Source organism: Chryseobacterium sp. A321 (genome assembly GCF_054489265.1).
Window position 1 is genome coordinate 1,540,451 of the sequence record NZ_JBTMWZ010000001.1, and the last position, 25,233, is coordinate 1,565,683.

22 protein-coding genes are annotated in these 25,233 nt (G+C 41.7%); 15 read left to right on the forward strand and 7 right to left on the reverse strand.

Translation table 11 applies throughout. From position 1 onward, the window contains the following. Positions 1-117: 117 nt before the first annotated feature. A complete protein-coding gene (locus tag ACX3PZ_RS07275; RefSeq protein WP_459083802.1) occupies positions 118-1,335 on the reverse strand; it encodes a metallophosphoesterase in 1,218 nt (405 codons plus the stop codon). Positions 1,336-1,418: 83 nt separating this feature from the next. Continuing rightward, on the reverse strand, positions 1,419-2,486 hold the full coding sequence (locus ACX3PZ_RS07280; protein WP_459112360.1) for a 3-oxoacyl-ACP synthase III family protein: 1,068 nt from the start codon (positions 2,484-2,486) through the stop codon (positions 1,419-1,421). A 107-nt stretch (positions 2,487-2,593) separates the two neighbouring features. On the opposite strand from ACX3PZ_RS07280, the gene ACX3PZ_RS07285 reads away from it, so the two are divergent. From ACX3PZ_RS07285 to ACX3PZ_RS07315, 7 genes are all read left to right on the forward strand, one after another. Further along, positions 2,594-3,163 (forward strand): hypothetical protein, encoded by a 570-nt coding sequence (locus ACX3PZ_RS07285; RefSeq protein WP_459112361.1) that lies wholly within the window; start codon positions 2,594-2,596, stop codon positions 3,161-3,163. Positions 3,164-3,165: 2 nt separating this feature from the next. Then, positions 3,166-3,885: a bifunctional demethylmenaquinone methyltransferase/2-methoxy-6-polyprenyl-1,4-benzoquinol methylase UbiE gene (ubiE, locus tag ACX3PZ_RS07290; protein ID WP_459083805.1), complete on the forward strand. Its 720-nt coding sequence runs from the start codon at positions 3,166-3,168 to the stop codon at positions 3,883-3,885. Between the two features lie 186 nt (positions 3,886-4,071). After that, positions 4,072-4,374, forward strand: coding sequence for a hypothetical protein (locus tag ACX3PZ_RS07295; RefSeq protein ID WP_459083806.1), 303 nt, complete (start codon positions 4,072-4,074; stop codon positions 4,372-4,374). Further along, a complete protein-coding gene (locus tag ACX3PZ_RS07300) occupies positions 4,374-4,661 on the forward strand; it encodes a cell division protein ZapA (RefSeq protein ID WP_459083807.1) in 288 nt (95 codons plus the stop codon). The genes ACX3PZ_RS07295 and ACX3PZ_RS07300 overlap by 1 nt, the downstream gene beginning before the upstream one ends. A 227-nt stretch (positions 4,662-4,888) precedes the next feature. Beyond that, positions 4,889-6,460 carry a ribonuclease Y gene (rny, locus tag ACX3PZ_RS07305; RefSeq protein WP_459112362.1) on the forward strand — a complete coding sequence of 524 codons (1,572 nt, stop codon included), beginning with the start codon at positions 4,889-4,891 and terminating at the stop codon, positions 6,458-6,460. 122 nt (positions 6,461-6,582) lie between these two features. Beyond that, complete coding sequence (locus ACX3PZ_RS07310) at positions 6,583-6,936, forward strand: arsenate reductase family protein (protein ID WP_459083809.1); 354 nt, start codon at positions 6,583-6,585, stop codon at positions 6,934-6,936. A 172-nt stretch (positions 6,937-7,108) separates the two neighbouring features. Then, positions 7,109-7,525, forward strand: coding sequence for an Hsp20/alpha crystallin family protein (locus ACX3PZ_RS07315; protein WP_459083810.1), 417 nt, complete (start codon positions 7,109-7,111; stop codon positions 7,523-7,525). 94 nt (positions 7,526-7,619) lie between these two features. Here the strand turns inward: ACX3PZ_RS07315 and gcvT are convergent, their stop codons facing one another. Beyond that, positions 7,620-8,699 (reverse strand): glycine cleavage system aminomethyltransferase GcvT, encoded by a 1,080-nt coding sequence (gene gcvT / locus ACX3PZ_RS07320; RefSeq protein WP_459083811.1) that lies wholly within the window; start codon positions 8,697-8,699, stop codon positions 7,620-7,622. Between the two features lie 44 nt (positions 8,700-8,743). Beyond that, positions 8,744-9,256 (reverse strand): isopentenyl-diphosphate Delta-isomerase, encoded by a 513-nt coding sequence (idi, locus tag ACX3PZ_RS07325; protein ID WP_459083812.1) that lies wholly within the window; start codon positions 9,254-9,256, stop codon positions 8,744-8,746. 214 nt (positions 9,257-9,470) lie between these two features. Here idi and ACX3PZ_RS07330 point away from each other — a divergent pair, with 214 nt between their 5' ends. Together ACX3PZ_RS07330 and ACX3PZ_RS07335 are read left to right on the forward strand one after the other, a co-directional pair. Continuing rightward, positions 9,471-9,872 (forward strand): LNS2 domain-containing protein, encoded by a 402-nt coding sequence (locus ACX3PZ_RS07330; RefSeq protein ID WP_459083813.1) that lies wholly within the window; start codon positions 9,471-9,473, stop codon positions 9,870-9,872. A 6-nt stretch (positions 9,873-9,878) separates the two neighbouring features. After that, positions 9,879-10,841, forward strand: a complete 963-nt coding sequence (locus ACX3PZ_RS07335) for a D-2-hydroxyacid dehydrogenase (protein ID WP_459083814.1) — start codon at positions 9,879-9,881, stop codon at positions 10,839-10,841. 150 nt (positions 10,842-10,991) lie between these two features. Here ACX3PZ_RS07335 and mscL read toward each other — a convergent pair whose 3' ends face one another. Together mscL and ACX3PZ_RS07345 are read right to left on the reverse strand one after the other, a co-directional pair. Then, positions 10,992-11,366, reverse strand: a complete 375-nt coding sequence (mscL, locus tag ACX3PZ_RS07340) for a large conductance mechanosensitive channel protein MscL (protein WP_459083815.1) — start codon at positions 11,364-11,366, stop codon at positions 10,992-10,994. A 110-nt stretch (positions 11,367-11,476) separates the two neighbouring features. Then, on the reverse strand, positions 11,477-12,004 hold the full coding sequence (locus ACX3PZ_RS07345) for a hypothetical protein (RefSeq protein ID WP_459112363.1): 528 nt from the start codon (positions 12,002-12,004) through the stop codon (positions 11,477-11,479). A gap of 49 nt (positions 12,005-12,053) precedes the next feature. On the opposite strand from ACX3PZ_RS07345, the gene ACX3PZ_RS07350 reads away from it, so the two are divergent. After that, a complete protein-coding gene (locus tag ACX3PZ_RS07350) occupies positions 12,054-13,502 on the forward strand; it encodes an alanine/glycine:cation symporter family protein (RefSeq protein ID WP_459083817.1) in 1,449 nt (482 codons plus the stop codon). Positions 13,503-13,580: 78 nt separating this feature from the next. Here the strand turns inward: ACX3PZ_RS07350 and metG are convergent, their stop codons facing one another. Next, positions 13,581-15,608 carry a methionine--tRNA ligase gene (metG, locus tag ACX3PZ_RS07355; protein ID WP_459112364.1) on the reverse strand — a complete coding sequence of 676 codons (2,028 nt, stop codon included), beginning with the start codon at positions 15,606-15,608 and terminating at the stop codon, positions 13,581-13,583. 401 nt (positions 15,609-16,009) lie between these two features. Here metG and ACX3PZ_RS07360 point away from each other — a divergent pair, with 401 nt between their 5' ends. The 5 genes from ACX3PZ_RS07360 to ACX3PZ_RS07380 all read left to right on the forward strand — a co-directional run bounded on the left by ACX3PZ_RS07360 (position 16,010) and on the right by ACX3PZ_RS07380 (position 25,210). Then, complete coding sequence (locus ACX3PZ_RS07360; protein WP_459083819.1) at positions 16,010-18,754, forward strand: SusC/RagA family TonB-linked outer membrane protein; 2,745 nt, start codon at positions 16,010-16,012, stop codon at positions 18,752-18,754. A 15-nt stretch (positions 18,755-18,769) separates the two neighbouring features. Continuing rightward, on the forward strand, positions 18,770-20,386 hold the full coding sequence (locus ACX3PZ_RS07365; RefSeq protein ID WP_459083820.1) for a RagB/SusD family nutrient uptake outer membrane protein: 1,617 nt from the start codon (positions 18,770-18,772) through the stop codon (positions 20,384-20,386). Positions 20,387-20,409: 23 nt separating this feature from the next. Beyond that, the gene (locus ACX3PZ_RS07370; RefSeq protein ID WP_459112365.1) at positions 20,410-21,543 is read left to right on the forward strand and encodes a SusE domain-containing protein; all 1,134 of its coding nucleotides are present in this window, start codon (positions 20,410-20,412) and stop codon (positions 21,541-21,543) included. Between the two features lie 18 nt (positions 21,544-21,561). Then, the gene (locus ACX3PZ_RS07375; RefSeq protein ID WP_459112366.1) at positions 21,562-22,968 is read left to right on the forward strand and encodes a SusE domain-containing protein; all 1,407 of its coding nucleotides are present in this window, start codon (positions 21,562-21,564) and stop codon (positions 22,966-22,968) included. 85 nt (positions 22,969-23,053) lie between these two features. Continuing rightward, positions 23,054-25,210, forward strand: a complete 2,157-nt coding sequence (locus ACX3PZ_RS07380; protein WP_459112367.1) for a glycoside hydrolase family 97 protein — start codon at positions 23,054-23,056, stop codon at positions 25,208-25,210. The last annotated feature ends 23 nt before the right edge of the window (positions 25,211-25,233 follow it).

Below are 25,233 nucleotides of genomic sequence, written 5' to 3' on the forward strand. Positions count from 1 at the left end.
ACTATTAAGCTCTACACAGCACAAGCATAGAGAAGATAAAATTAGTTAAATTAATCGACTCTTTTGCAAGAATTTGAAGCATATTTGTAAATCGGTGCTTTCCTAGACTATCCAGATTTACTTCGCGCTACTTAGCTCTATCAGGGTTATTTCTGGATTAATTCCCACTCTACCCGGATATCCTATCACACCAAATCCTCGGTTGACATATAAGTATTTGCTGCCTACTTGGTATAGGTCAGCCCATTTTTTGTAACGATACTGGACAGGCGACCATTTGAGGTTTTTTAAATCGAGGCCAAACTGCATACCGTGGGTGTGGCCCGAAAGGGTTAGCTGTACATTCGAAGGATGGGATTGTACTACATGGTCAAAGTGCGTAGGGTCGTGACTCATTAGAACCTTGAAACTTTCCCTAGGAACTCCTTTTGCAGCCAAGTCTAAATCGCCTAATTGCGGAAAGGGTTTTTCTCCCCAATTTTCAACGCCCAAGAGGTAAAGGGAAGAAGCGCCTCTTTTGATTTCTCGGTTTTCATTTCGCAAAAGGGTTAATCCTGCTTCTTTCTGGTCCTGGATTAGACGCGCAAGATTTTCTAGTTCTTCTTCCTTGCTGTTCCACTGATGGTACTGTCCGTAGTCGTGATTTCCTAATACGGAATACAGACCATCCGTAGATCGAAGGGTTTGAAAAAGAGCTTTGAAAGGTTCAAATTCGCTGGCTAAATTGTTGACAGCGTCTCCGGTGAAGAGAATTAAATCGGGCTTTTGAGCATTAATGAGTTCAAAAGCGGGTCTTAATTTCTCAGGATTTAAAAAGCTTCCCGAATGGAGATCGGAGATTTGCACAATGCGATAGCCTTCAAATTCTTTTGGTAAATTTTTAAATTTCAATTTTACTTTTCGGACCCGGTGTCGATACTTTCCATTAATGACTCCATCTAGAAAGAGGATGCTAAGGGCAGCCGCACTGGCGATTCCTATATAACTAAGGAGTTTTCGTCTTTCGGGATAGAAGACCTCAGCCGTGGGGTGTAGTGAGCGATAAGAAAATTCTCCGAGTCGCAGTACATCGTCAATAAGCAGATACACTGCAATTAATAGTTTTGGGAGTAGCATGGCTATAAAGAGGGTCACTATTATTTGAAGTTGCAGCGTACTTAGGCTCTTTTGAGAAAATAGGAAATATTGGTAAAATAAATAAAGGTATATACTGAGCGATATTCCAATGTACAGACCTCGGACTAACGAACTATTCGTCACAGTTCGGACCGCTTGATAGAGATAGATCTCTAAAATAAAGAAAAGTATGGTAAAAAGTAAAAAAAATCGCTGCATGGGCTTACGTATATAAAATCGAAAAACACAGACTAGTGATGAAAGTCTGTGTTTGTATGTGATAAGTCTTCAAAAGAACGAGCTTAAGGCAATTTGTAGACAATTGCATTGATGTTCATTCCGGCTCCTACGGAGGCGAAAAGTAGATAAGAATTTTCTTTTAGTTCATGCCCCTTGAAGTTTCCTTTTCGAATTAAATCGAGCATGGTAGGAACCGTGGCGACGGAAGAATTTCCGAATTCTTGAATGGTCATAGGAGCGACATTTTCTTCGTATTTAGAATGACCGTATAGCTTGAACAGCCTTGCAATAATGGCATGATCCATTTTGGCATTGGCCTGGTGAAGAAGAATTTTGTCAATATCTTCAATGCTTAATCCGGCCTGGTCAATGGTGTTTTTCATGGCGGCAGGCACTTGGGTAAGTGCAAACTCGTAGATTTTACGACCGCGCATGCGGATGTATTTTTTGTTTTGGTCAGCCTCTGGGTTAAGACTGTGAGAGTTCTCTAAATACTGCAGTTCCTCTCCGTTAAAACAAAGTGTATTGGTGTTGATTATTCCTACGGTTTCGTCCTCGGTGGCAGTCACTACTACGGCGCCCGCACCATCCGCAAAAATCATTTTGTTGCGATCGTAAGGATCGGTGACGCGGCTAAGCGTCTCAGATCCGACCACAAGAATGTTTTTGGCTTTTCCAGATTTAATTAGGATATCCGCTAAATTTAAGGCCTCAATCCATCCTGGACATCCGAAAATCATATCGTAATTGATGCATTTGGGATTTTGGATTCCTAATTTGTTCTTTATAATGGCGGAAAGCGAAGGCATAAAGCTTTGCTGACCATGCAGATCAACGTCTCCAAAGTTCGTAGCACTAATGATGTAATCGAGGGATTCTTTGTCGATTTTCGAATCGTCAATGGCAATCTGGGCAGCCCTTGCGGCTATGTCTGAATTTAGCTCGTCGTCTTCTATATAGCGCCTTCTTTCAATTTCAGTAATCTCAACGAATTTAGAAATAATCTCCTCGTTGGGTTTGGTAATGGGCTCATAATTATCGTCGTAAAAGGCAGAGTCTTTAAAGTGACTGCCGTCAATCACGCGACTAGGAAGGTAACTTCCTGTACCTACGATTAGGGTGTTTGGCATAAGGCTATACGGTTAGTTAATTCTCAATGGTGCAAAGTTAAGAATTAATACGCAATCCGAGTGAGAATCAAAATTATTATTAAATTTGCAGTGCGCTAAGCTTCGATATGAAAAAAAACCCTGCTCTTTACGGACTCATTTTTGCCCTAGCTTCCTTTGCGGTGGCTTTTGGAATTTATTTTTTCTTTTTGGCAAAAACCAACACCTACCTGGTTGACAACCCTACGCCCGACACCTTTTATTTTAAAATTAATGGGTCCGAGGAAAAGATTCTTACCTCCGGACAGTTTTTGAATGTCGATCTTAAGCAAGGAACCAACCGAATTGAGGTGAAAAATCACGAAAAGAAGCTTATGTACGATTCTACCTTTACGGTAAACAAAGTGCGTGGATTGGTCAATATTACGCATAGCGATTATTACATCCATCGTCAATACTATGGCTATAACTTGAATAAAGATTCTCTCATCGCAACGCTTCCTCAAACGCAAATTGATGGAAAACAGTTTTACGGCGGCGCTAAAAAATTTAGTTCCCTGTACAGCGAAGATTTCTACTACAATATTGATGAAGACTACGACGAGGTTATTAAAAATATAGACAAAGTGGAAAGCCGCGTGAAAATCTTCCGAAAACAAGATTTCTTAAATTACTATAAGAACTATTACAATTTTTAATTTTGAAAAACGTTACCCCCTACCACTCTAAAGAGAGTAAGAAAAACCAAGTGGAGGACATGTTTGATAACATTGCTCCCAAATACGACCTTTTGAACCATGTTTTGTCAATGAAAATTGATGTTTTATGGCGCGAAAAGTTAGTCAAGTGGATGCGTCAGGATCAGCCCAAGGAGGTACTCGATGTGGCCACTGGAACAGGGGATTTAGCCATTGCGGTCCACAAAGGCACGAAAGCGCGAATCGTAGGCATGGACCTTTCTCAACAAATGCTTAATGTAGGGATTGAAAAAATCAAAAAACTAGGGTTGGATTCGCAGATTTCCATGCAGAAAGGAGATGCAGAAGACTTAGACTTTGAGGACAATCGTTTTGATGCACTTAGTGTGGCTTTTGGTGTTCGTAATTTCGAGAATTTACCTAAGGGTCTCTCCGAAATGCGACGTGTTATTAAACCGGGAAGCAGTGCTTACATACTTGAATTCTCGAAAGTAGAAGGGATTTTAGGTCCGATCTACATGTTTTATTTCAAAAACATTCTTCCACTAATCGGCCGACTTGTCTCTAAAGACAACCGTGCGTATACCTACCTTCCGGATTCCGTGAATGCATTTCCCTACGGAGAGAAAATGAAAACGGTTCTTCTTGAAGCGGGGTATTCTAAAGTAGAATATAAGACACTTTCGCTAGGAATTGCAACGATTTACAAAGCGACAAAATAGCCCTGAGGAGTGCTATTTAAACAGGCGAATTTTTAATTCGTAAGGCCTTGATTTGATATGGCTTATAGGGGGAAATCTCAAGGTTTCCTCCTTATTGTTTTAAATCCGATTAAAATAGCCTGCACATTATGACTAATTCCTATTAATTTTTTATATTTTTGCAATAGTTAGAATTGATACCTGAAAATGCTCAAAGATTTAGAAAGCAATTTTTCGCTGTTGGAAAAAAAGATTCTGATGCTCAAAAAAGACTATCAGACCCTAAGTGAACACCATGTGACACTTTCTAAAGAGTATGAGGATTTGAAGCTGCGTTTCGAATCGGAACGAAAAGTAAATCAGGAATTAGCAGAAGAATATAAAAAGATAAAACTTCATTCCGCAATCTCAGGCAACCCCGAACACAATCGTTTGATGAAAAATCATATCAATCGCCTTGTGAAAGAAGTGGACCAGTGTATTGCACAACTTCAAAATAGCGGTTTATAATGGAAGTAAGACGAATTACGATCAATATTGCCGGGAGAACTTACCCCCTAAATGTGCCTTCTTCTGAGGAGGAAACACTGCGACGGGTAGGAAAACAGATTGAGACGATGATTAAAGATTTTGAAGCCAGTTTTGATGTGCGTGATAAGCAAGATGCTCTTGCCATGTGCGCATTAAAGATGGGAACCAACGCCGAAGTTTTTCAACAGAGTAACGAAAGAAATATAGCAAGTTCGACACAGAAAGTAAAAGATATGTGCGATTTGCTTGACGAAAAGGAAATGTAGATTTTTCATTTCCAAATAGACTGCCTACAATAGTTCTAACACATTTAAGGTAAACTCAACGCTAAATAAATACCGGGCGAATGTTTACGGAATGGCGCGCCGCCCCCTGGGGCGGATTACAGACCGTAAAAAACAGTCCAAATCGTGTTGATTAGGAGTTTACTCTCAATCCGTGGACTATTGTAGGTTTTTTTTGGTTTTAAGAACATTATAATTTTAAATATACTATGGATATACTAACATTAGGAATTGGCCTAGTTTGTCTGGTGATAGGAGCGGTTGTGGGAATGTTATTCTCAAAAAGCGCCTTAAACTCGAAAGCTAAGTTCATTATAGAGGATGCAAGGAAAAATGCAGAGAATCTTCTCGAGAAGGCAAAGGTGCAGGCGGAGTCCGTGAAGAAAGAAAAGCAACTTCAAGCCAAAGAAAAATTTCTAGAACTTAAGTCTCAACACGACCAAGACATTCAGGGTCGCGAAAAGAAGATGCAAGAGGTTGAAAAGAGAATCAAGGACAAAGAAGGAAAGCTAAACGACGATTTACACAAAACGGGTAAATTAGAGAAAGACCTAGACCGTCAAATCAATGACTACGCGAAAAAAACCGAAGTCCTTGATCGCAAGCAACAAGAGCTAGATGCCATCACTGCGCAAAAAGTAGAGATCTTAGAGAGAATCTCTGGCTTTAGTGCAGAAGATGCAAAAACAGAACTTGTAGAGGCCTTGAAAGCGGAAGCGAAGACCAAAGCGCGTGCACACGTGCAAGGAATTATGGAGGAGGCGCAGTTAAATGCGAAAAACGAAGCGAGAAAGATTGTGATTCAAACCATTCAAAGGATTGGTACAGAGCAGGCTATTGAAAACTCGGTGTCTGTATTCAACATTGAATCGGATGAAATTAAAGGACGTATCATCGGTAGAGAAGGGCGTAACATTAGAGCTTTAGAAGCAGCCACAGGAGTGGAGATCATTGTAGACGATACCCCAGAGGCGATTCTACTTTCTTGTTTCGATCCTGTACGTAGAGAAGTCGCAAAATTGTCTTTACATCGACTCGTGACGGACGGAAGAATTCACCCGGCCAGAATTGAGGAGGTTGTAGAGAAAACCAAAAAACAAATTGAAGAAGAAATTATTGAGATTGGTAAGCGTACCATTATGGAGCTTGGAATCCATGGTCTTCATCCTGAACTTGTGAAAATAATAGGACGTATGAAGTATCGTTCTTCTTACGGTCAGAACCTTCTTCAGCACTCGCGTGAAGTAGCCAATATTGCAGCCACGATGGCGGCGGAGTTAGGATTGAATGTGAAACTAGCGAAACGAGCCGGTTTGCTGCATGACATCGGGAAAGTTCCAGAACAAGAATCCGAACTTCCTCACGCACTACTAGGAATGCAATGGGCGGAGAAATACGGAGAGAATGCAGAGGTTGTAAACGCAATTGGAGCTCACCACGATGAGATCGAGATGGTCTCTCTTCTTTCCCCAATCATTCAGGTAGCCGATGCGATCTCAGGGGCAAGACCAGGGGCAAGACGTCAGGTACTAGAATCTTATATCCAACGATTAAAGGATCTAGAAGCGGCCGCACTTAGTTTTGATGGCGTTTCTAGCGCCTATGCAATTCAAGCGGGTCGGGAACTTAGAGTGATGGTAGAAAGTGGAAAAGTAAACGACGAGGTTGCTTCGCAGCTTTCTTACGATATCTCAGAGAAAATTCAAAACGAACTGACCTATCCAGGCCAGGTGCGTGTCACGGTGATTCGGGAAACCCGAGCGGTGAACATTGCAAGATAAAGTTTTAAAGAAATAAATTACAGATGGCCACTTGATCTTAAGATTAAGTGGCTTTTTTGTAGGTTTTCTTAAGGCAAAGAAAGGAGCTTTCTTTTTGCAAAACGTTATCGTATCTTTGAACTATGAAGACCGTCTATTATTTAAAAACGTGTAGTACAAACAAGCGCATTATGTCAGCGCTAGATTTGAAGGATTGGAAGCTTAGAGAAATTAAGTCCGATCCGATCACCAAGCAAGAATTAGAAGAACTTAAAAAGAAAGCGGGATCCTATGAGGCTTTGTTTAGTCGGAAATCCACTCAAATTAAAGCTCGAGGGATCGATCTTAGTACTTTAAAAGAAAAGGACTTTAAAGAGCTTCTACTGGACCACTATAGCTTTTTAAAGCGTCCCGTGTTTGATTCGGACTCACAGTTATTTGTAGGGACAGACAAGGGCAATTTAGAAGCTTTAAATGCTTATTTTGATAAAGAGTAAGTTTCAGCCCAGTCTAGTTTAGGTCAAAATGGCCGACTTAAAAAGAGTATGGTTTGTATTTTAAGACAAAACGGCATTAAAATAATGTAAAAACGGCGATTTTGCCTCCAAATGCGAAAGGGTCTTTTATTTGTGTGTATTGGGAGAGAAACAACCCATAAAACAAAATAAAATGTCAAACATTACAAAACCGCATTTTTTATTCGACGATTTTTTCACCAAAGATTGGTTTGAGAACGAACGTAACGTGAAGAGAACTTCTTCAATGCCGAAAGTAAATATTTTGGAAAGCGATACTCAGTACACCATTCAATTGGCTGCACCCGGTCTTAAGAAAGAAGATTTTAAACTTGATTTTAAGCAGGGACAGTTGTCCATTGCAAGAGAAGTGGAAGAAACTGAAAACTTGAGTGCAGAGCGTTACACACTCCAAGAGTTTACATACGCATCCTTTAAGCGCAATTTTACCCTTCCGAAATCAACCACGAAAGAGGATATCCAGGCTTCTTATGAAAATGGGATTCTAACCATTGCCATTGAAAAGAAACAGCCTGCAAAAATTGAGGCTTCGCAAATCGAAATTAAATAAAGCCAAATCATTTTTCATATTAAATTAAATCAATAATTGAAAAGCTCGGATCTCTTTAAAGGGATCCGAGCTTTGTTTGGTATGGGTAGTGCCTTTAAACGAAAGGAGTTTTAACTACTTTTGCGCTTACCGATTTGTTTCGAATCTGAATGAAGATTTCAGAATCGATTTTGGAATGAGCAATCTCTACGTATGCCAGTCCGATTCCTACTTTTTTCATAGGAGACATCGTACCTGAGGTTACTTTGCCAATGGTATTTCCATCCTTGTCAACCACAGGATAGTCATGTCGTGGGATGGCTTTTTCTTGCATTTCAAAACCCACGAGTTTGCGAGTGATTCCATTTGCTTTAAGTGCTGCAATTTTGTCTTTTGCCACGAAATCTCCTTTGTCTAGTTTTGTAATCCAACCTAGACCGGCTTCTAGAGGGGAGGTGGTATCGTCAATGTCGTTTCCGTAAAGACAAAAACCTTTTTCTAGTCTTAGGGTATCTCTCGCACCAAGACCGCAAGGTAGGATTCCAAATTCGCTTCCGGCTTCGCTTAAAGCGGTCCATAGAGCAACTGCGTCTTTGTTTTGGAAATAAAGTTCATATCCACCGCTTCCGGTGTATCCTGTATTGGAAATAATGACGTCTTTCACGCCGGCTACTTCTCCCTGTGTAAAACTATAGTAAGGTAGCGTAGAGAGATCTACTCCTGTTACCTTCTGCAACGTCTCTTTTGCTTTAGGACCTTGGATGGCGATGAGTGCCATCTGATCTGAAGCATTGGTAAGAGTAGCTTCAAACTGATTGTGTGATTGAATGTGTTCAAAGTCTTTTTCAATATTGGAAGCGTTCACTACCACAAAGTACTTTTCGTCGTTCATTTTATAGACAATAAGGTCGTCTATAATTCCACCTTCTGCATTCGGAAGACAGGTGTACTGCGCTTTTCCGTTTTCAATAAGCTCGAGGTTGTTCGTGGTTACTTTTTGAAGTAGGTCTTTCGCCTCTTTCCCTTCCACGAAAAATTGACCCATGTGAGAAACATCAAACAGTCCCACACTTTCTCTTACAGCAAAGTGTTCTTGGGTAAGACCCGAATATTGCACGGGCATTTCAAATCCAGCAAAGGGAACCATCTTCGCACCAAGCGAAACATGGGTGTCAAATAGGGGAGTTCTTTTCATTTTTAGTATTTGATTTTAGATATTTTCTTTAGAATGCTGCTTTTTTACGCAAGATGTTCCTTGTATTCGTTTAGAATGATTTTAAACCAAGGCGTAAAGTGATCGGGATGATCCTGAAGCTCCTTGTCTAAATCTTCCAAACTTACATAACGAACAGAGTCTACTTCTTCTTTATTTAACTTAAATTCACCCTCGTAAGTGCCGAAGAAGACATGGTCCAATTCATGCTCAGTGAGATCACCCCCTACGTTCGCTTTGTATAAGAAGTGAAATTTGGGTTCAATAGGAACCTCAATTCCTAGTTCCTCCACCAATCTTCTTTTGGCCGCCTCTTCATAGGTTTCTCCTACGCGAGGGTGCGAGCAGCAAGCATTGGTCCATTGACCAGGCGAATGGTATTTGGTAAGCGCTCTTTTTTGAAGCAGCATCCGGTTTTGATCGTCAAATAAAAACACAGAAAATGCACGATGCAAAATGCCCTGCTGATGAGCTTTTAATTTTTCCATCTGACCAATAACCTCATCCTCTGGAGTGATGAGTACAACGAATTCTTCCATACCGCACAAATTTACACAAATTTTTCTGCTTGCCCTAGTTTGAAAGAAGGCAAAGAGGCATAAGTGAGAGACAAATAAATGAAATAATACCCTTCAGAAATGAGATTTATAGGTTCATTTAGAGGGGTAGGGAAAACTTATTGGAATTGAGGGGCGATGGATTTTCTCGCCCCGTGTGATTTTTGTAATTTTGCCCCCTTAAACCCTGGTTGTTATGAATCTCAATTTTAAAGCGGATGTAAGCCCAAGTCTAAGGGAGGGAGTAAAAAATTATTTGATTGATATTGACGGTACCATTACCGAGGATATACCAAACGAACAGCCAGAAAGAATGACCACGTGCGAGCCTTTTCCCGATGCGGTGGAGCAGATTAACCGTTGGTTCGAAGAGGGGCATCAAATATGCTTTTTTACCTCTCGAACGGAGGATCAAAAAGAAATTACAAAAGAGTGGCTCGATCGCCATGGGTTTAAATACCATTCCATCCTTTGTGGAAAGCCTCGAGGAGGCAATTACCATTGGGTGGACAACCATATTGTTCGCGCGACGCGCTACGAAGGCAAATTCACGGATTTTGTCGAAAAAGAAGTAAAAATTCAAGTATTTAAAGACTAGAAATTAATGAAGATATTAGCAAACGACGGCCTTGATCCGTCTGGGGTTCAGGCCTTACAGGCCAAAGGATTTACAGTCCTAACCCAAAAAGTAGAACAAGATAAGCTGATAGAATATATCAACGATAACGATATTAAAGTACTTCTGGTGCGAAGTGCCACCAAAGTAAGACAACCGCTGATTGATCAGTGCGAGGGTTTGGAGATCATTGGACGAGGGGGAGTTGGAATGGACAATATCGATGTGGATTATGCGCGTTCCAAGAACATTCATGTGATTAATACGCCCTCGGCCTCGTCCGCCTCTGTGGCAGAACTTGTATTTGCACACCTGTTTTCGGGTGCGCGTTTCCTCGAAGATAGCAACCGTCAAATGCCTGTGTATGGAGATACGAAATTTGCGGAGCTAAAGAAAGCGTATGCGAAAGGGATCGAACTAAGAGGAAAAACCATTGGAATTATCGGCATGGGCCGAATTGGACAAGAAGTAGCTAAGATTGCACTAGGAATGGGTATGCGCGTGGTTGCAGCCGACAACAATGTGGGCCGCGCATCGATCAAAGTGAAGTTCTACAACAATCAATACATTAACGTGGACATTGAAACCGAACCTTTAGAATCGGTTCTTGAACATTCGGATTTCATTACCTTCCATGTACCTTCTCAAAAAGAAGGATATATGATTGGAGCAAATGAATTTGCCAAAATGAAGACCGGAGTGGCCATTGTCAATTGTTCTAGAGGGGGAATTATTGATGAGAACGCCTTAATCGAAGCTTTGAATACAGGAAAGGTCCTGTTTGCAGGATTGGATGTATTTGAAAACGAACCTACACCTTCTAAAGAAATTCTAACCCATCCGAAGATTTCTTTAACGCCCCATACAGGTGCCTCTACCTTGGAAGCGCAAGATCGAATCGGTCTTTCTTTGGCAGAACAAATCTGGAGCATCTTGCAAACGGAAGGGTAGTCAACGTTCGTCTTTTTGCATTCCAAGAGTGATTTCTCTGGGTTGTGATTCCTTTTGAGGAAGTACAGAGCAAAAAATACAGCTTATGTTAAAATATCGAAACCGCCTATATTTAGGCGGTTTCGATATTTTTACTTGGTTGATTCTAGATTAAGCTTTTTGTCTTAATAGATCTCTAATCTCGATCAGCAGTTCTTCTTGCGTTGGACCAGCAGGAGCAGCCGCTTCTTCTGGTTTTTGCAGTTTGTTTGCCCCTTTGATGATCCAGAAAAGAACCAGTGCTATACATAAGAAGCTGATGACAGCCGATAGGAAGTTCCCATAGGTTACACCATTCCAACTAAGCGATGCAATGTTTTCCGCTCCTGCTGCCTTGAGTGCAGGGTTAAGAAGTAGTGGCGTGATTACGTCATCCACTAAGGAAGAAACTATCTTTCCAAATGCAGCTCCAATGATCACCGCAACGGCCAAATCAATCACATTACCCTTGAATGCAAAAGCTTTAAATTCTTGTACAAATCCCATAGTTTATTTCTTTTTTAATTGTGTTACATCTACAAAAGTAAAAAAATAAATGATTTATTAACTATCTGTTTTCATTTCTTTTGAAAAATTCATAACAGCTAGAGTCTGATTTAAGGATTCCAAAGCAGGAAATTGAGTACCTGATCCCGTTGGCGAGGAGAAGAATCAATCAAATCGTTAAACGTTTGGTAGGGGTATGGAAAGGTGAGATGAAATTGATCTCTTTTCAGGGCGTCTGTAATCTTGGCCACAGGACTAAACACGGAATTAGGCATTTTCTTCCACACGTTTACCACCTGCTCTGAATAGGTCTTAACCTGCGATTCGGTTAAAGTGGATTTATTTAGTAAAACCTGAGCAATATGCGGATACATTCGAAAAGCCTTTTGTTTGGCGAGATCGGGTGTTTTTTGGAGGTTTAGTTCTTTAAGATACGCTGTTTTTAATCCTTGGAGCTCTTTTTGGAGTTCCACAGAAAGAGGAATGCTTTTGCGAAGGGGCAAATAATCAGTCGTAAGTAGAGCTTCCCATTGTTGCAAATAGGAATTTCTAAGGTTTTCACTGTTAGTAGTTTGAGCCTCCATTGGGAAGGGGATTAAAAAGAAAAGTCCGAAGAAAAATAGAGTCAATGTTCGCATTGGATAAAAATAGAATTTTTTTTTGTATTTTTTCGCCGTTTTTTAATTTATGATATACACTCTACTTACGCCCACCTTTTTTGAAAAGGCAATTGTCTGGACCAACGATGTAATTTGGTCTTACGCTTTCATTCTATTATGCATTGGCACAGGACTTTATTTTAGCATTCGAACTGGATTTGTTCAAGTTCGATTTTTGCGAGATATGATTGGTCAATTGTTTAAGGAAAATTCGAACGAAAAAGGAGTCTCTCCTTTTCAAGCTTTTTCCATCGCCATTGCAGGTCGAGTCGGAACCGGAAACATTGCAGGGGTCGCGACAGCGATTGCAATGGGAGGTCCGGGCGCCGTGTTTTGGATGTGGATGATTGCGTTTTTAGGCAGTGCAACCGCCTTTGTGGAAGCAGTTCTAGGACAAATCTATAAAGAAGAAAAAAATGGACACTATCGAGGGGGACCTGCCTTTTATATTGAAAAGGGAATCGGTAAGAAATGGTATGCTGTACTTTTTGCCATCAGTACCATCTTTGCGTGCGCATTTTTTCTTCCCGGGGTTCAATCCAATAGTATTGCAGAGAGTATGTCCAGCGCCTTTGGCGTTGATAAATTTTGGGTCGGGCTTGCGGTCGTTTTTGGACTCGTATTAATTGTGATTGGAGATGTGAAACGTATTGGAAAGTTTGCAGAAATTACGGTGCCTTTTATGGCAGGGGCCTATATCTTAATGGCTGTGGTCATCATTGGATTAAATTTTGAAAGAATTCCAGAAGTTTTTAACCTTATTTTCAGTTCTGCTTTTGGAACTGAGGCTACCTTTGGAGGGATTGTAGGATCCGCCGTGGTTTGGGGAGTGAAGAGAGGGCTGTATTCCAATGAAGCAGGGCAAGGGACCGCACCGCACGCGGCTGCGAGCGCTGCCACCTCCCATCCTGCCAAACAAGGAATCCTTCAAGCATTTTCCGTTTACATCGATACTTTATTTGTCTGTACGGCTACTGCCTTTATTATCCTCTTTTCGGGGCTATACAACGTAGGAGATGGAGCAGGTGGGTTTTTAGTAAATAACCTTCCAGGCGTGGAAGAAGGACCGCTCTTTACGCAGGCTGCGATTTCTTCTTATTTCCCAAAGATAGGGCATGCTTTTGTGGCGATTGCTCTACTGTTTTTTGCATTCACTACTGTGCTTGCCTATTACTTTATCGCAGAGTCCAATCTCTATTATCTTCGAAAAAAGAAAATGAGCAAAGTGCTCTTATGGGGTCTTAGAATCTTATTCTTTGGTAGTGTTCTTTATGGAGCGGTAACCAGCGGGGGTACCGCCTGGGGTCTTGGGGATATCGGTGTTGGAATCATGGCATGGTTAAACATTATCGCCATCCTTATTCTACAGAAAAAAGCCTTTGTGACTCTCAAGGACTATGAAAAACAGAAGAAAGAAGGAAAAGATCCTGTCTTTGATCCTAAGAAGTTGGGAATCAAAAACACCACCGAGTGGTAAAATTTCTTTCCTTATAAACACAAAAAAAACTCCAGTCACGCTGGAGTTTTTTGTTCTTGGTATAGGAATTGAGGTCGCTTAATTGATCTCTACTCCGTTGTCAACCTCGATTTCAGGGTTTACAAAAGTAAGCTTCCCATCAGGCTTTTGCGTGAGCAGTAGCATTCCCTGGCTTTCGATACCGCGGATCTTACGAGGCGCTAGATTCAGGAGGATGCTTACTTGTTTTCCAACACATTCTTCCGGTGTAAAGCTTTCCGCGACTCCAGAAACGACCGTACGGATGTCAATTCCTGTATCGACCTTAAATTTTAAAAGTTTGTCTGCTTTCTCCACTTTCTCTGCCTCTAAAATGGTGGCGGTACGAATGTCCATTTTGACAAAATCGTCGTATGAGATTTCTTCTTTCATAGCACTTGCGTTAGGGTTGGTTTTGGTATTGCCTTTTTTGGTATTCTGAAGCTTCTGCATTTGCGCCTCTATGGCTTCGTCTTCTATTTTTGAGAAGAGAAGTGCGGGCTCACCTATTTCGTGTCCCTTCTCTAATAGTACGGAACGTAGCTCCTGCCATGGCAACTTCTCTAAATTGAATTGAGAGAGTAACTTCTGGGAAGTGAAAGGAAGGAAGGGTTCTGAAAGGTGCGCAAGAGCAGCCGCAATCTGGCTAGAGACGAAAAGAGTTTGCGCCGTTTTTTCCTCGTCCGTTTTAATGGTTTTCCAAGGTTCGTTCGTTTGAAGATATTGATTTCCAAAGCGAGCGAGATTCATAAGGGCGCTTAGTGCATTACGGAACTCGTAATTTTCTAAGAAATTTGAAATTTCTGATTTCGCTTTTTCAATCTCTTGAAGTTCCTCTGTTTTCGGTTCGTAAGCAGGAATTTTGCCTTCGTAATATTTATGGACCAGAACCGCAACTCGGTTAATGAAATTTCCAAAGATGCCGACTAGTTCTGAATTGTTTTTTGTTTGAAATTCTTTCCACGTGAAGTTGTTGTCTTTGGTCTCTGGAGCTGACGATAAAAGGGCATAGCGAAGGGTATCTTGCTGGTCTTTAAAATCCTCTAAGTACTCATGCGCCCACACCGCCCAATTTCGGGAAGTGGATATCTTTTCGTTTTCTAAATTAAGGAATTCAAAAGCAGGGACATTGGTGGGAAGGATGTAATCCCCGTGCGCTTTAAGCATGGAAGGGAAAATGATGCAGTGAAAAACGATGTTGTCTTTTCCAATAAAGTGCACCAGGTCACTTTGCTCACTTTGCCAATAGTCTTTCCAGTTTTTCCCGGTCTCATTCGCCCATTCTTGGGTAAATGAGATGTACCCAATAGGCGCGTCAAACCAGACGTAGAGAACTTTCCCTTCCGCTCCTTCTAAAGGGACAGGGACTCCCCAGTCTAAATCTCGGGTCATGGCTCTTGGACGAAGACCTTGGTCGAGCCAAGATTTTACTTGACCGTATACGTTGGATTTCCAATCGGACTTATGCCCTTTTAAGATCCACTCATCCAAAAAATCTTGGTATTCTTCCAAAGGAAGGTACCAGTTTTTTGTTTCTTTTAAAACCGGAACTTCGCCTGAAAGCATGGATTTTGGATCTAAAAGCTCACGAGGGGAAAGCGTGGAGCCGCATTTTTCACATTGGTCTCCATAAGCGCCTTCTTGTCCGCAATTGGGACAGGTGCCCACGATGTATCGATCGGCAAGAAACTCTCCTGCTTGGAGGTCGTAATATTGCTCGGAGGTTTCTTCTTGAAACTTGTCCTTATTATATAGTGTCGTGAAAAAATCTTGACTTACTTCAATGTGTTTTGGAGACGTGGTTCTTGAGTAGTAATCAAAAGAGATTCCTAATTGCTCCAAAGAGCTTTTCAAAATCTCATGGTATTTGTCCACGACGTCTTGAGGCGTAATGCCTTCTTTTTTTGCGCGTATGGTAATAGGGATTCCGTGTTCATCACTTCCCCCTATAAAGGCCACTTCTTTTCCTTGGTTTCGTTGAAACCTTGCATAGACGTCCGCGGGTATGTAAACACCAGCCAAATGTCCAATATGCAATGGTCCATTGGCATAAGGGAGAGCAGCGGTAATAAGTTTTCTTTGCGACATGCGATTTTCGTATTTCAGGCAAAGATAAGGTATCTTAAGACGGTTTTAAAATTTTCAAATAGAAGACTCTTAATTTTTTTTTTTTTAACAGAGTAGTGCTATTTTTCCCAAGTAACGTTAAGTTTTGGTTAAATGTTTGTTTAATGTTTTTCTATATGGTAAATATTATGCTAAAAATAAGATATTTTGTAAAATATTAAATATCAATCTTTTAATTTTATATTATTGACAAAAAACAGATAATTATCATAATTTTTTAACTTTATTTATATTAATGATTTGTTAATGTAATTTTGATTAAATTAGACCACTGATTCCTATGTATTCAGATTTCATACATGACCCAACCATGATTCACGAGATGAAAAACAATAGAATATTAATCCTTAAACTTTATATTTGTGAGAAACTATAGTACAGTTTTGAAAATTGCGCCCGCATTTTTGCTTGCTGGAACAATGCTACAAGGACAAACAACCGATACCTTGAAAGGGGATCGTGAGACCGCCATTGAGGAGGTTGTTTTGATTGGTTACGGACAACGAAAAAAATCAGATCTGACAGGATCGATTGTTTCTGTATCCGAGAAAGATTTTAATGGAGGTGCTACTTCACCTGAACAATTAATTCAGGGAAAAGCGCCCGGTGTTGCAATTACTGGAAACAGTGGAGCACCAGGGGCTGGTTCTACCATTCGTATTCGAGGGGGAGCTTCCCTTAATGCAAACAGTTCTCCATTAATAGTGATAGACGGTGTGCCACAGGACTTTAACGGAGTGTCTGGTGCCTCGGATCCACTTTCTTTAATTAACCCGAACGATATCGAGACCTTTGATATCTTGAAAGATGCTTCGGCAGCGGCCATTTATGGGAACCGTGCATCCAACGGGGTTATTTTAATTACAACCAAAAAAGGAAGAGGGGGTGCACTTCGAATCAATTTCTCCACAATGGCCTCCGTATCAACCAAAATGGGGAATGCGGATGTACTAAGTGCAGATGAGTACAGAACCTTCGTAAATCAAGTAGGATCAGATGCAGCGAAAGCTTTGCTGGGAACGGCTAATACGAATTGGCAAGACCTAATCTATCAGTCTGCATGGGGAACCGACAATAACCTTGCAATTTCGGGAGGTATTAAAGGACTTCCGTACCGTTTGTCCATTGGATACAATGAGCAGAACGGGATTGTGAAAACCAACGAGTTTAGAAGAACGTCCGTCGGGTTGAATTTAAACCCAAAATTCTTTGACAATCACTTAACCGTGAATGCAAGTATTAAAGGATCCTTCACAGACAACCGTTTTCCAAACGGAGGAGCGATTAACAACGCGATCTATTTTGACCCTACGCAGTCGGTCTACATGGACGATCCTCGTTTTGGAGGCTATTTCGAATGGCTGAATGCGGACGGTGGACTTAACACGGTATCGAATAGCAACCCAGTGAGTCAATTAAATGCGACGGTAAATAAGGGATCAGTGTATCGACTAATGCCAAGTATTCAATTAGACTATAAATTTCACTTCCTTCCTGATTTGCGATGGAACGTGAATTTAGCGTACGATTATTCAAAAGGATACGGAACTAACCGTACCGCAGGTTTAAGTGGAGCCGGTCGTGGATTTGACAGTGTAGGTCCTTACGAACAAGAAAAGAAAAACAAATTACTAGAGACTTACCTTAACTACGTTAAAACCATTACGTCTCTTGATACCAACATCGATTTAATGGCAGGGTATTCCTACCAAGATTTCTATCGTGAAAATCCTGCAGGGGTTTCTGTGAGAACCAACGTGGAAACAGGAGTAGCCGAATTAACTCCTTTTAGAGAGTATGCAGATCAACTGACACTACTTTCCTTCTTTGGTCGTGCCATCTTTACGATCTCCGATAAGTATATCGTAACGGGATCCATTCGTCGCGATGCTTCTTCTCGTTTCTACAACGGAACGACGGACAATTTATGGGGGAATTTCCCAGCGGCTGCTTTTGCATGGAAAATTAACGAAGAAAATTTCCTTAATGAGTCGAAAGTCGTTTCTAATTTGAAATTAAGATTAGGATACGGGGTGACAGGTCAGCAGGAAGTAGGAGGTTCTTATCCTGCATTCGCTCGTTACAATTTAAGTAACGATACGGCGGAGTATTTATTTGGAGATGCATTCTACCCAATGTACCGTCCACAACAATACAACCCGTACTTAACTTGGGAGAAAACCTTAACAAAGAACATTGGTCTTGATTTCGGATTCTTAAACAACCGCATTAGCGGTTCGGTAGATGTATTCCAGAAAGACACAGAAGATTTGATCGCTTATGTTCCAGAGGCTGCGGGTGGACTTAGTAATTACAACACCAAAAACGTGGGAGATATGACCAACGAAGGGGTGGAGGTAATTCTAAACTTCACGCCAGTGAAAACGGAAAATGTAACTTGGGATGTGAGTGTGAATGCAACGCATTACACTTCAGAGATTACGAGTCTTTCAGACCAAGTGGCTGCGGATTTCAAAATCCAAGTGGGAGGACTTTCCGGCGGAGTTGGAAACAACATTCAAGCGCACAGTGTAGGTCGCGCACCGTATTCTTTCTACGTCTTCAAACAACTTTACAACGACCAAGGAAAACCTGTTCCTGGAGCCTATGTTGACATAAACCAAGACGGAGTTATCAACGATAGTGATAAGTATTTTTACAAATCCACTACGCCGGATGCGCAGTTGGGATTCTCCACAAGACTTGCGGTTGGAAACTGGGATTTAAGTACTTCGCTTCGCGCTGTACTTGGAAATTACGTGTATAACAACGCGGCTTCCAATAGTTCCATGGCTTCACTTAGAACCAATGGCTATTTGCAAAACGTGTATAGCTCTACGGTGGATTATCAATTCCCACAATTAAACCTTTGGTCTGATACCTTTGTGGAGGATGCTTCCTTCTTAAGAATGGACAATCTTACTTTAGGGTATAACTTTGGTGAAGTATTTGGCAACCGTAGTAGTCTTCGTGTTTATGGTATGGCACAGAATGTCTTTGTGATTTCGGATTATACAGGAGTGGATCCTGAAATTTTCGGAAACATCGACAATGGATTCTACCAAAGACCGAAAGTGTATTCACTAGGACTTAATTTTCAATTTTAATTAATTTACAGACAGATGAAACTTTTTAATATAAAAGCCAAACGTATCGTAGTGGGAGCTCTAGGTCTTTTGCTGGCCTTTTCTGCAGCGTCTTGTATGAAAGATTTGGAAAGGGAACCTATCACAGATCCTTCTTCTACGAACTTATATACCGACTTTAACAATTACCATAGTCTTCTTGCGAAACTTTATGGCGGTCTAGCTGTAGGGGGACAAGAAGGAGGTGATGGAAATTCAGATATTGGCGGGATTGATGGAGGATTCTCCAGCTACATGCGTCAAATGTTCTACCACCAAGTGCTTCCCACAGACGAAGCGAAAATAGCTTGGCAAGATGGAACTTTGCCTCAGATGAATACACAGACTTGGACTGCGTCCAATGAATTTGTAGCCGCATTGTACTACCGTATCTACGGTGAGATTGCCTTTACCAATGAGTTTATTCGCAATACAACGGATGAAAGATTAGCCGCAAACGGAATTACAGGCGCGGATCTAGAGGAAGCGAAAACGATGCGTGCAGAAGCACGTTTCCTAAGAGCTCAATCTTACTACCACGCCCTAGACCTTTATGGAAACGTTCCTTTTGTGGACGAAAACTACATGTCCGGTGGCCCAGAAAAACCAGCAAGAATCGAAAGAGCTGCTTTGTTTGATTGGGTAGAGAGCGAACTTCTAGCGGTTCAAAATGACCTTAAGGAGCCAAGAAGCAATGTGTACGGAAGAGTAGACAAAGCAGCAGCTTGGGCTGTTCTTGCTAGACTTTACTTAAATGCAGAAGTCTATAAGGGAACCCCTCGTTATGACGATGTCATTACGTATACAGAAAAGATCATAAATGCAGGGTACTCTTTGAAGAAAGATGTTGTGGATGCAGTGGATTACGGATACCAAAATCTCTTTATGGCGGACAACCATTTGAACAACCCAGAGGTGATTTTTGCGATTAACTACGATGGAAACAAAACCAGAACCTTTGGAGGAACTACTTTTTTAGTGCATGCTGCCATTGGGGGATCGATGCCTGCATCTGACTTCGGTGTGAACGGAGGTTGGGGAGGTCTTCGTGTGACCAAACAATTTGTCGGGTTATTCCCAGAGGATGGATCGGACAGAAGAGGTCGTTTCTATACAAACGGACAATCTCTTGACATTTCTGAGATAAGCGATTTCAAACAAGGATACGCTTTTATCAAATACAAAAATATCAATTTCTCTGACGGATCTGCTGGATCGGATACGGGAGGTGATTTCGTAGATGCGGATCTGCCCCTTTACCGTCTTGGTGATGTATACTTAATGTATGCAGAAGCCACCGTAAGAGGAGGAAATGGAAACATCGGTCTTGCAAAAGAATATGTGAATCAGTTACGCACAAGAGCAGGAGCTACTCCTGTGGTAAGTCTTAACTTAGATTTCTTACTAGCCGAACGTGCCCGCGAGCTTTCTTGGGAAATGACGCGTAGATCCGACCTTATCCGTTTTGGTAAATTCACAGGTTCTAGTATGCTTTGGCAATGGAAAGGCGGCTCGAAAGAGGGAGCTTCCGTAGCGGATTACAGAAAACTGTATCCGATTCCAACGAACGACGTGATTGCCAACTCGAATCTTATTCAAAACGACGGTTATTAATTCGAACCCAAACGATAGTTACAATGAAAAAACAAACGATAATACAAAAGGGGTTACTCGCATTAGTGATGCTGTTAGGCCTAATGGCCTGCCAGGACCGAGAGGAACTCAACATAAGCAATGAAACGCCAGCCATATTGATGGACCTGAGTTCTGAATCTTTATTTTTAGATCAGAATTTCCCAGACAATCCGGCGCTCAACGTTTCTTGGCAACAAGCGAAATATACGCAGCCTACGGAAGTGAAATACAAAATTGAAGCTTCGACTACAGAGGGGTTTGAGGAGGCCTATACCCTTGGAACGGTGACCGGATCCATCCGAACCGTTACCTACACGGTTTCAGAAATGAACAAAGCGGCTCAAACTCTGGGAATTCCAGCCGGAGAAGAAGGAACTATGTATTTAAGAGTGTCTTCTTACATTGGCGACGGTGGTGAATACCTATCTGTACTTTCCAACGTGACGCATCTAACCATTACGCCGTACAATTTGGTGTATCCAACCTTCTACCTCGTTGGAGACGCCTCGTATGTGGGATGGAGTGCAGGCGACGCACAGGAGCTATACAAATCGGAAAGCAAGTCGATTATCTATACGTATATGGAAAAAGACAAAGGCTTCCGTTTCTTAGGTCAGAAAGACTGGAACCCAATAAATTATAGTATTGATTTAGCCGGAACCAAAGACGGGTATCGTTACTTTAAACAAGTATCCGATAACCTCGTTCAAGACGGTGAGGAAAACATGAAATTCACCCAGGACACCGGGATTTACAAAGTAGAGATCGACGCTGCAGCAGGCGTACAGTCTCTAACCGTTGAAGCCTCTCCTGTAAAAGGATTTGATTTCCCAGTAATTTATTTAGTAGGTAGTGTAAATGCATGGGCTGCAGAAACAGCACTTCCTATGGCAAAGGTTTCTGCCGGTGTTTATACAATTGATATCACGCTTGCGGACAACGAAGAGTTTAAATTCCTCGGCCAACAATCTTGGGGTGATTTAGAGTGGGCGAACATCCTTAAGGACAACGCGGGGCACTCTGGATTCCTAGGACCGAAAGGAGACAATGGAAACATCCAATTCTCTGGCGGTGGAGCAGAGTACACGATCACTGTGAACCTCAAAGCAGGTACTTATACAATTGTTGCTAAATAATAAATAGAGAAGAACAATATGAAAACGATATTTAAATTTATAGTTCTCGCTTTGGTATTTCCAATCGTCTTTCAGGCGTGTCGGGACGATGAGTTCACCCTGGGCGAGAAAGAGCCTAGTTTTGAGCTCTACAATACAACCCTCGCGAGCAATGTTTTATACCCTACTATGGAAAATAACAGTTTCCGTTTGGTTTGGGACAGCAGTTTAGGCGGTGGAAATAGCTACGTAGTAGAACTTTCTAGCGCAGAGGACTTTAGTACAAAAGTAGAATTAGGTAGTTCCGATACCACGAGTTTAACCACTACGATTGGAGCCTTAAACGAAGCGGCGATTGCCGCAGGTTTACACCCGTACGAAAGCCAGAAGGTGTTCTTTAGAGTGGTTTCTGGATCGAATGTGTCCAATGTGATTTCAACAGACCTTACCACTTATCCCACGGCGAAACCAATCCTTACAAGTCCTAGCGCAGGAGCTGAATTTGTACTGGATATTAAAGCTCCCGATGAAATTGCAACGACAGTTACCTGGAGTGATTATGCCTACGGTACCAAGGTAGACTACCTGGTGGAAGTGGCCCTTGCAGGTTCTACGGACTATGTAGCTGCTGGAACTGTAGCCGATGCGACGAGTTTAGCGCTTACAAACAGGGAGTTCAATGATGCCTTAATGAAGTTAGGACTTTCTCCAGACGTATCTGCAGAGGTTGACCTTCGCGTTTCTGCGAACACAAGCTCTGTAGGAGGAACTTTACTTGCCGTTTCTGCACCGGTTAAGATTACGGTAACTCCGTACGTAGCCTATAAGGATTTATTCCTTGTGGGAGAAGCCGTCGAGGCAGATTGGAGCACTAACAATAACAACCATCCGCTTTACCGAGATTCTGAGAATGTAAATAAATTTTATTACACAGGGTATTTTAAGGCCGGTGGATTTAAAGTTCTTGAGCAGTTAGGGGACAATACTTGGCATCCTCAGTGGGGAGTAACCAATGGAGTAGTTCATCCGAGCAATCCAGACGGTACCAATGAGCCAGGAACCTTCGTGATCCCTACGGCTGGATTCTACACATTTGAGCTGGATATTCGTGAGAAAACGTATAGCATTGAAGCGTACACAGGCGCGCAAAAAATCTATCCTGTTATGGGGATTATTGGACACAGTACGGCTCTAGGTTGGGATGCTCAAACCGCTATGGTTAACTCTACCTTTGATGTACACCAGTGGAGTATTACCGATATAAGTCTTTCTGTGGGTGAATTCAAATTCAGAGCGAACGACAGTTGGGACGACAGCTGGGGAAGTTCTAACCCTATCTCAGGCGTTGGTCTTTATGGAGGACCGAACATTCCTGTGAATGAAGCGGGCGTCTATGACATCTTTTTCAATGACTTAGACGGTCGATACATACTGATCAAAAAATAGGGGAGAAATCTTTCTGTTAAAAATGAAAAACTGTTGCTTTTAGCAGCAGTTTTTTTTATCTTTCATGTTCATTAAAAAATCTATAATGCATAAATTAAATCTGAGCATCGTGGCTTTGCTTCTTGGAGGTATATCCCTTCATGCTCAAACACTTAAATCACCAAACGGAGAGTTTGAAATGAATTTCAAGCTGAAAGAAGGTGTGCCTTATTACCATTTAAAATACAAAGGGGAAACGGTCGTTGAAGATTCAAAATTAGGACTCAGACTTTTCGATGACAAAGGAATTGAATTTGCAAGTGCCATTGATAAGAATTCTTCTAGTCCCACGGACCTTCTAAGTAGTTTCGAGAAAACGGCAGAAAAAACGGATTCGAAGAACGAAGTATGGAAGCCTATTCTTGGAGAGAAAAAGGAGTATGTGAACCATTACAATGAACTTGCCGTTACGCTAGATCAGCCTGCAAACAAGCGCCACATCGTAGTAAAGTTTAGACTTTTTAACGACGGACTCGGTTTCCGTTATGAGTTTCCAGAACAGGAAAATCTAAATTATTTCCGTTTAAAAGAAGAGGACAGTGAGTTCGACCTACCTTGGGACACCAAAACGTGGTGGATTACGGGAGATTACGATTCTCAAGAATACAAATACATGACCACCAAACTCTCAGAGATTCCTGCTCGTTGGGCGACTTCTTTTGATAGCAATGCGTCACAAAAACCGGTGGAAAATTCGGTTCAATCTCCGGTCATGTTGAAAAAAGAAGGAAAAAATCCACTTTATTTGAACATTGCGGAAGCTGCGGTGATTAACTATGCCGCTTCCCATTTGGAAGTAGACGCAAGTGAATTTAAATTCAAAACCCATTTGACTCCGGATGCGCAAGGCGTAAAAGGGTATTTACAGACCCCGGCCGTGTCACCCTGGAGAACGGTGATTGTATCGGACAAAGCAGAAGAGGTTTTAGAATCGAAAATGCTTTTCAATTTAAACGAACCTACCGCTTATACAGATACCTCGTATATCAAGCCTACGAAGTACATGGGCGTATGGTGGGAAATGATTATTGGAAAGTCCAACTGGGCGTATTCCACGGCTAAAAATGTTCATTTAGGCAAAACCGATTTCTCTAAATTGACACCGAATGGCAACCATGCAGCCAACACCACGAAAGTAAAAGAGTACATTGATTTTGCGTCTAAACATGGATTTGATGCCCTTTTGATTGAAGGATGGAACGAAGGATGGGAAGATTGGTTTGGAAATTCCAAAGAATATGTTTTTGATTTCATTACTCCTTATCCTGATTTTGACATTGACGAACTCAATTCGTATGCCCATAAAAAAGGCATGAAGCTTATGATGCACCATGAAACTTCAGGTTCGGCTACGAATTATGAACGTTGGGCAGACAAGGCCTTCGCCCTAATGAACAAATACGATTATCCTTCTGTGAAAACAGGGTACGTGGGAGATATTATTCCTCGTGGAGAGCATCATTATTCTCAGTGGACCAACAACCATTACATCCGAATTGCGGAGAAGGCAAACGAATATAAAATCATGGTGAATTCACACGAAAGTGTGCGCCCTTCAGGACAAAGCCGTACCTACCCGAACTGGGTGGCTGCGGAGGCCGCTCGAGGAACTGAGTATGAGGCTTTCGGTGGAAACGATCCTGAGCATCAAACCATTTTGCCATTCACTCGTTTCATGGGAGGGCCGATGGATTACACGCCTGGAATCTTCCAAACGCAACTTAACTACTATTTTCCAAACGATACTCGTTTTGTAAAAACCACGTTGGCCAAGCAATTAGCTCTTTATGTGGTGATGTATTCTCCACTTCAAATGGCAGCGGATTTACCGGAAAACTACGAAAGACACCTGGATGCATTCCAGTTTATAAAAGATGTAGCTGCGGATTGGGACGATACGAAAATTCTGTCGGCAGAGCCGGGAGATTATATCCACACGGCTAGAAAAACCAAAGGAAAAGACCAGTGGTTTGTCGGAGGGGTAACAGACGAAAACGCAAGAACCTTCACTGTGGATTTCTCTTTTCTTCCTAAGAACAAGAAATACGAAGCGGTTATCTACAAGGATGGAAAAGATGCGGATTACATTACGAATCCCCAAAGCTATGAGATTGTGAAAAAAACAGTCACAAGCAAGACAAAACTTCCTATTCATTTGGTGAGAAGTGGCGGATATGCCATTTCTGTGAATCCGATTCAATAAATTCCATTTTGCAATGAAAGGCG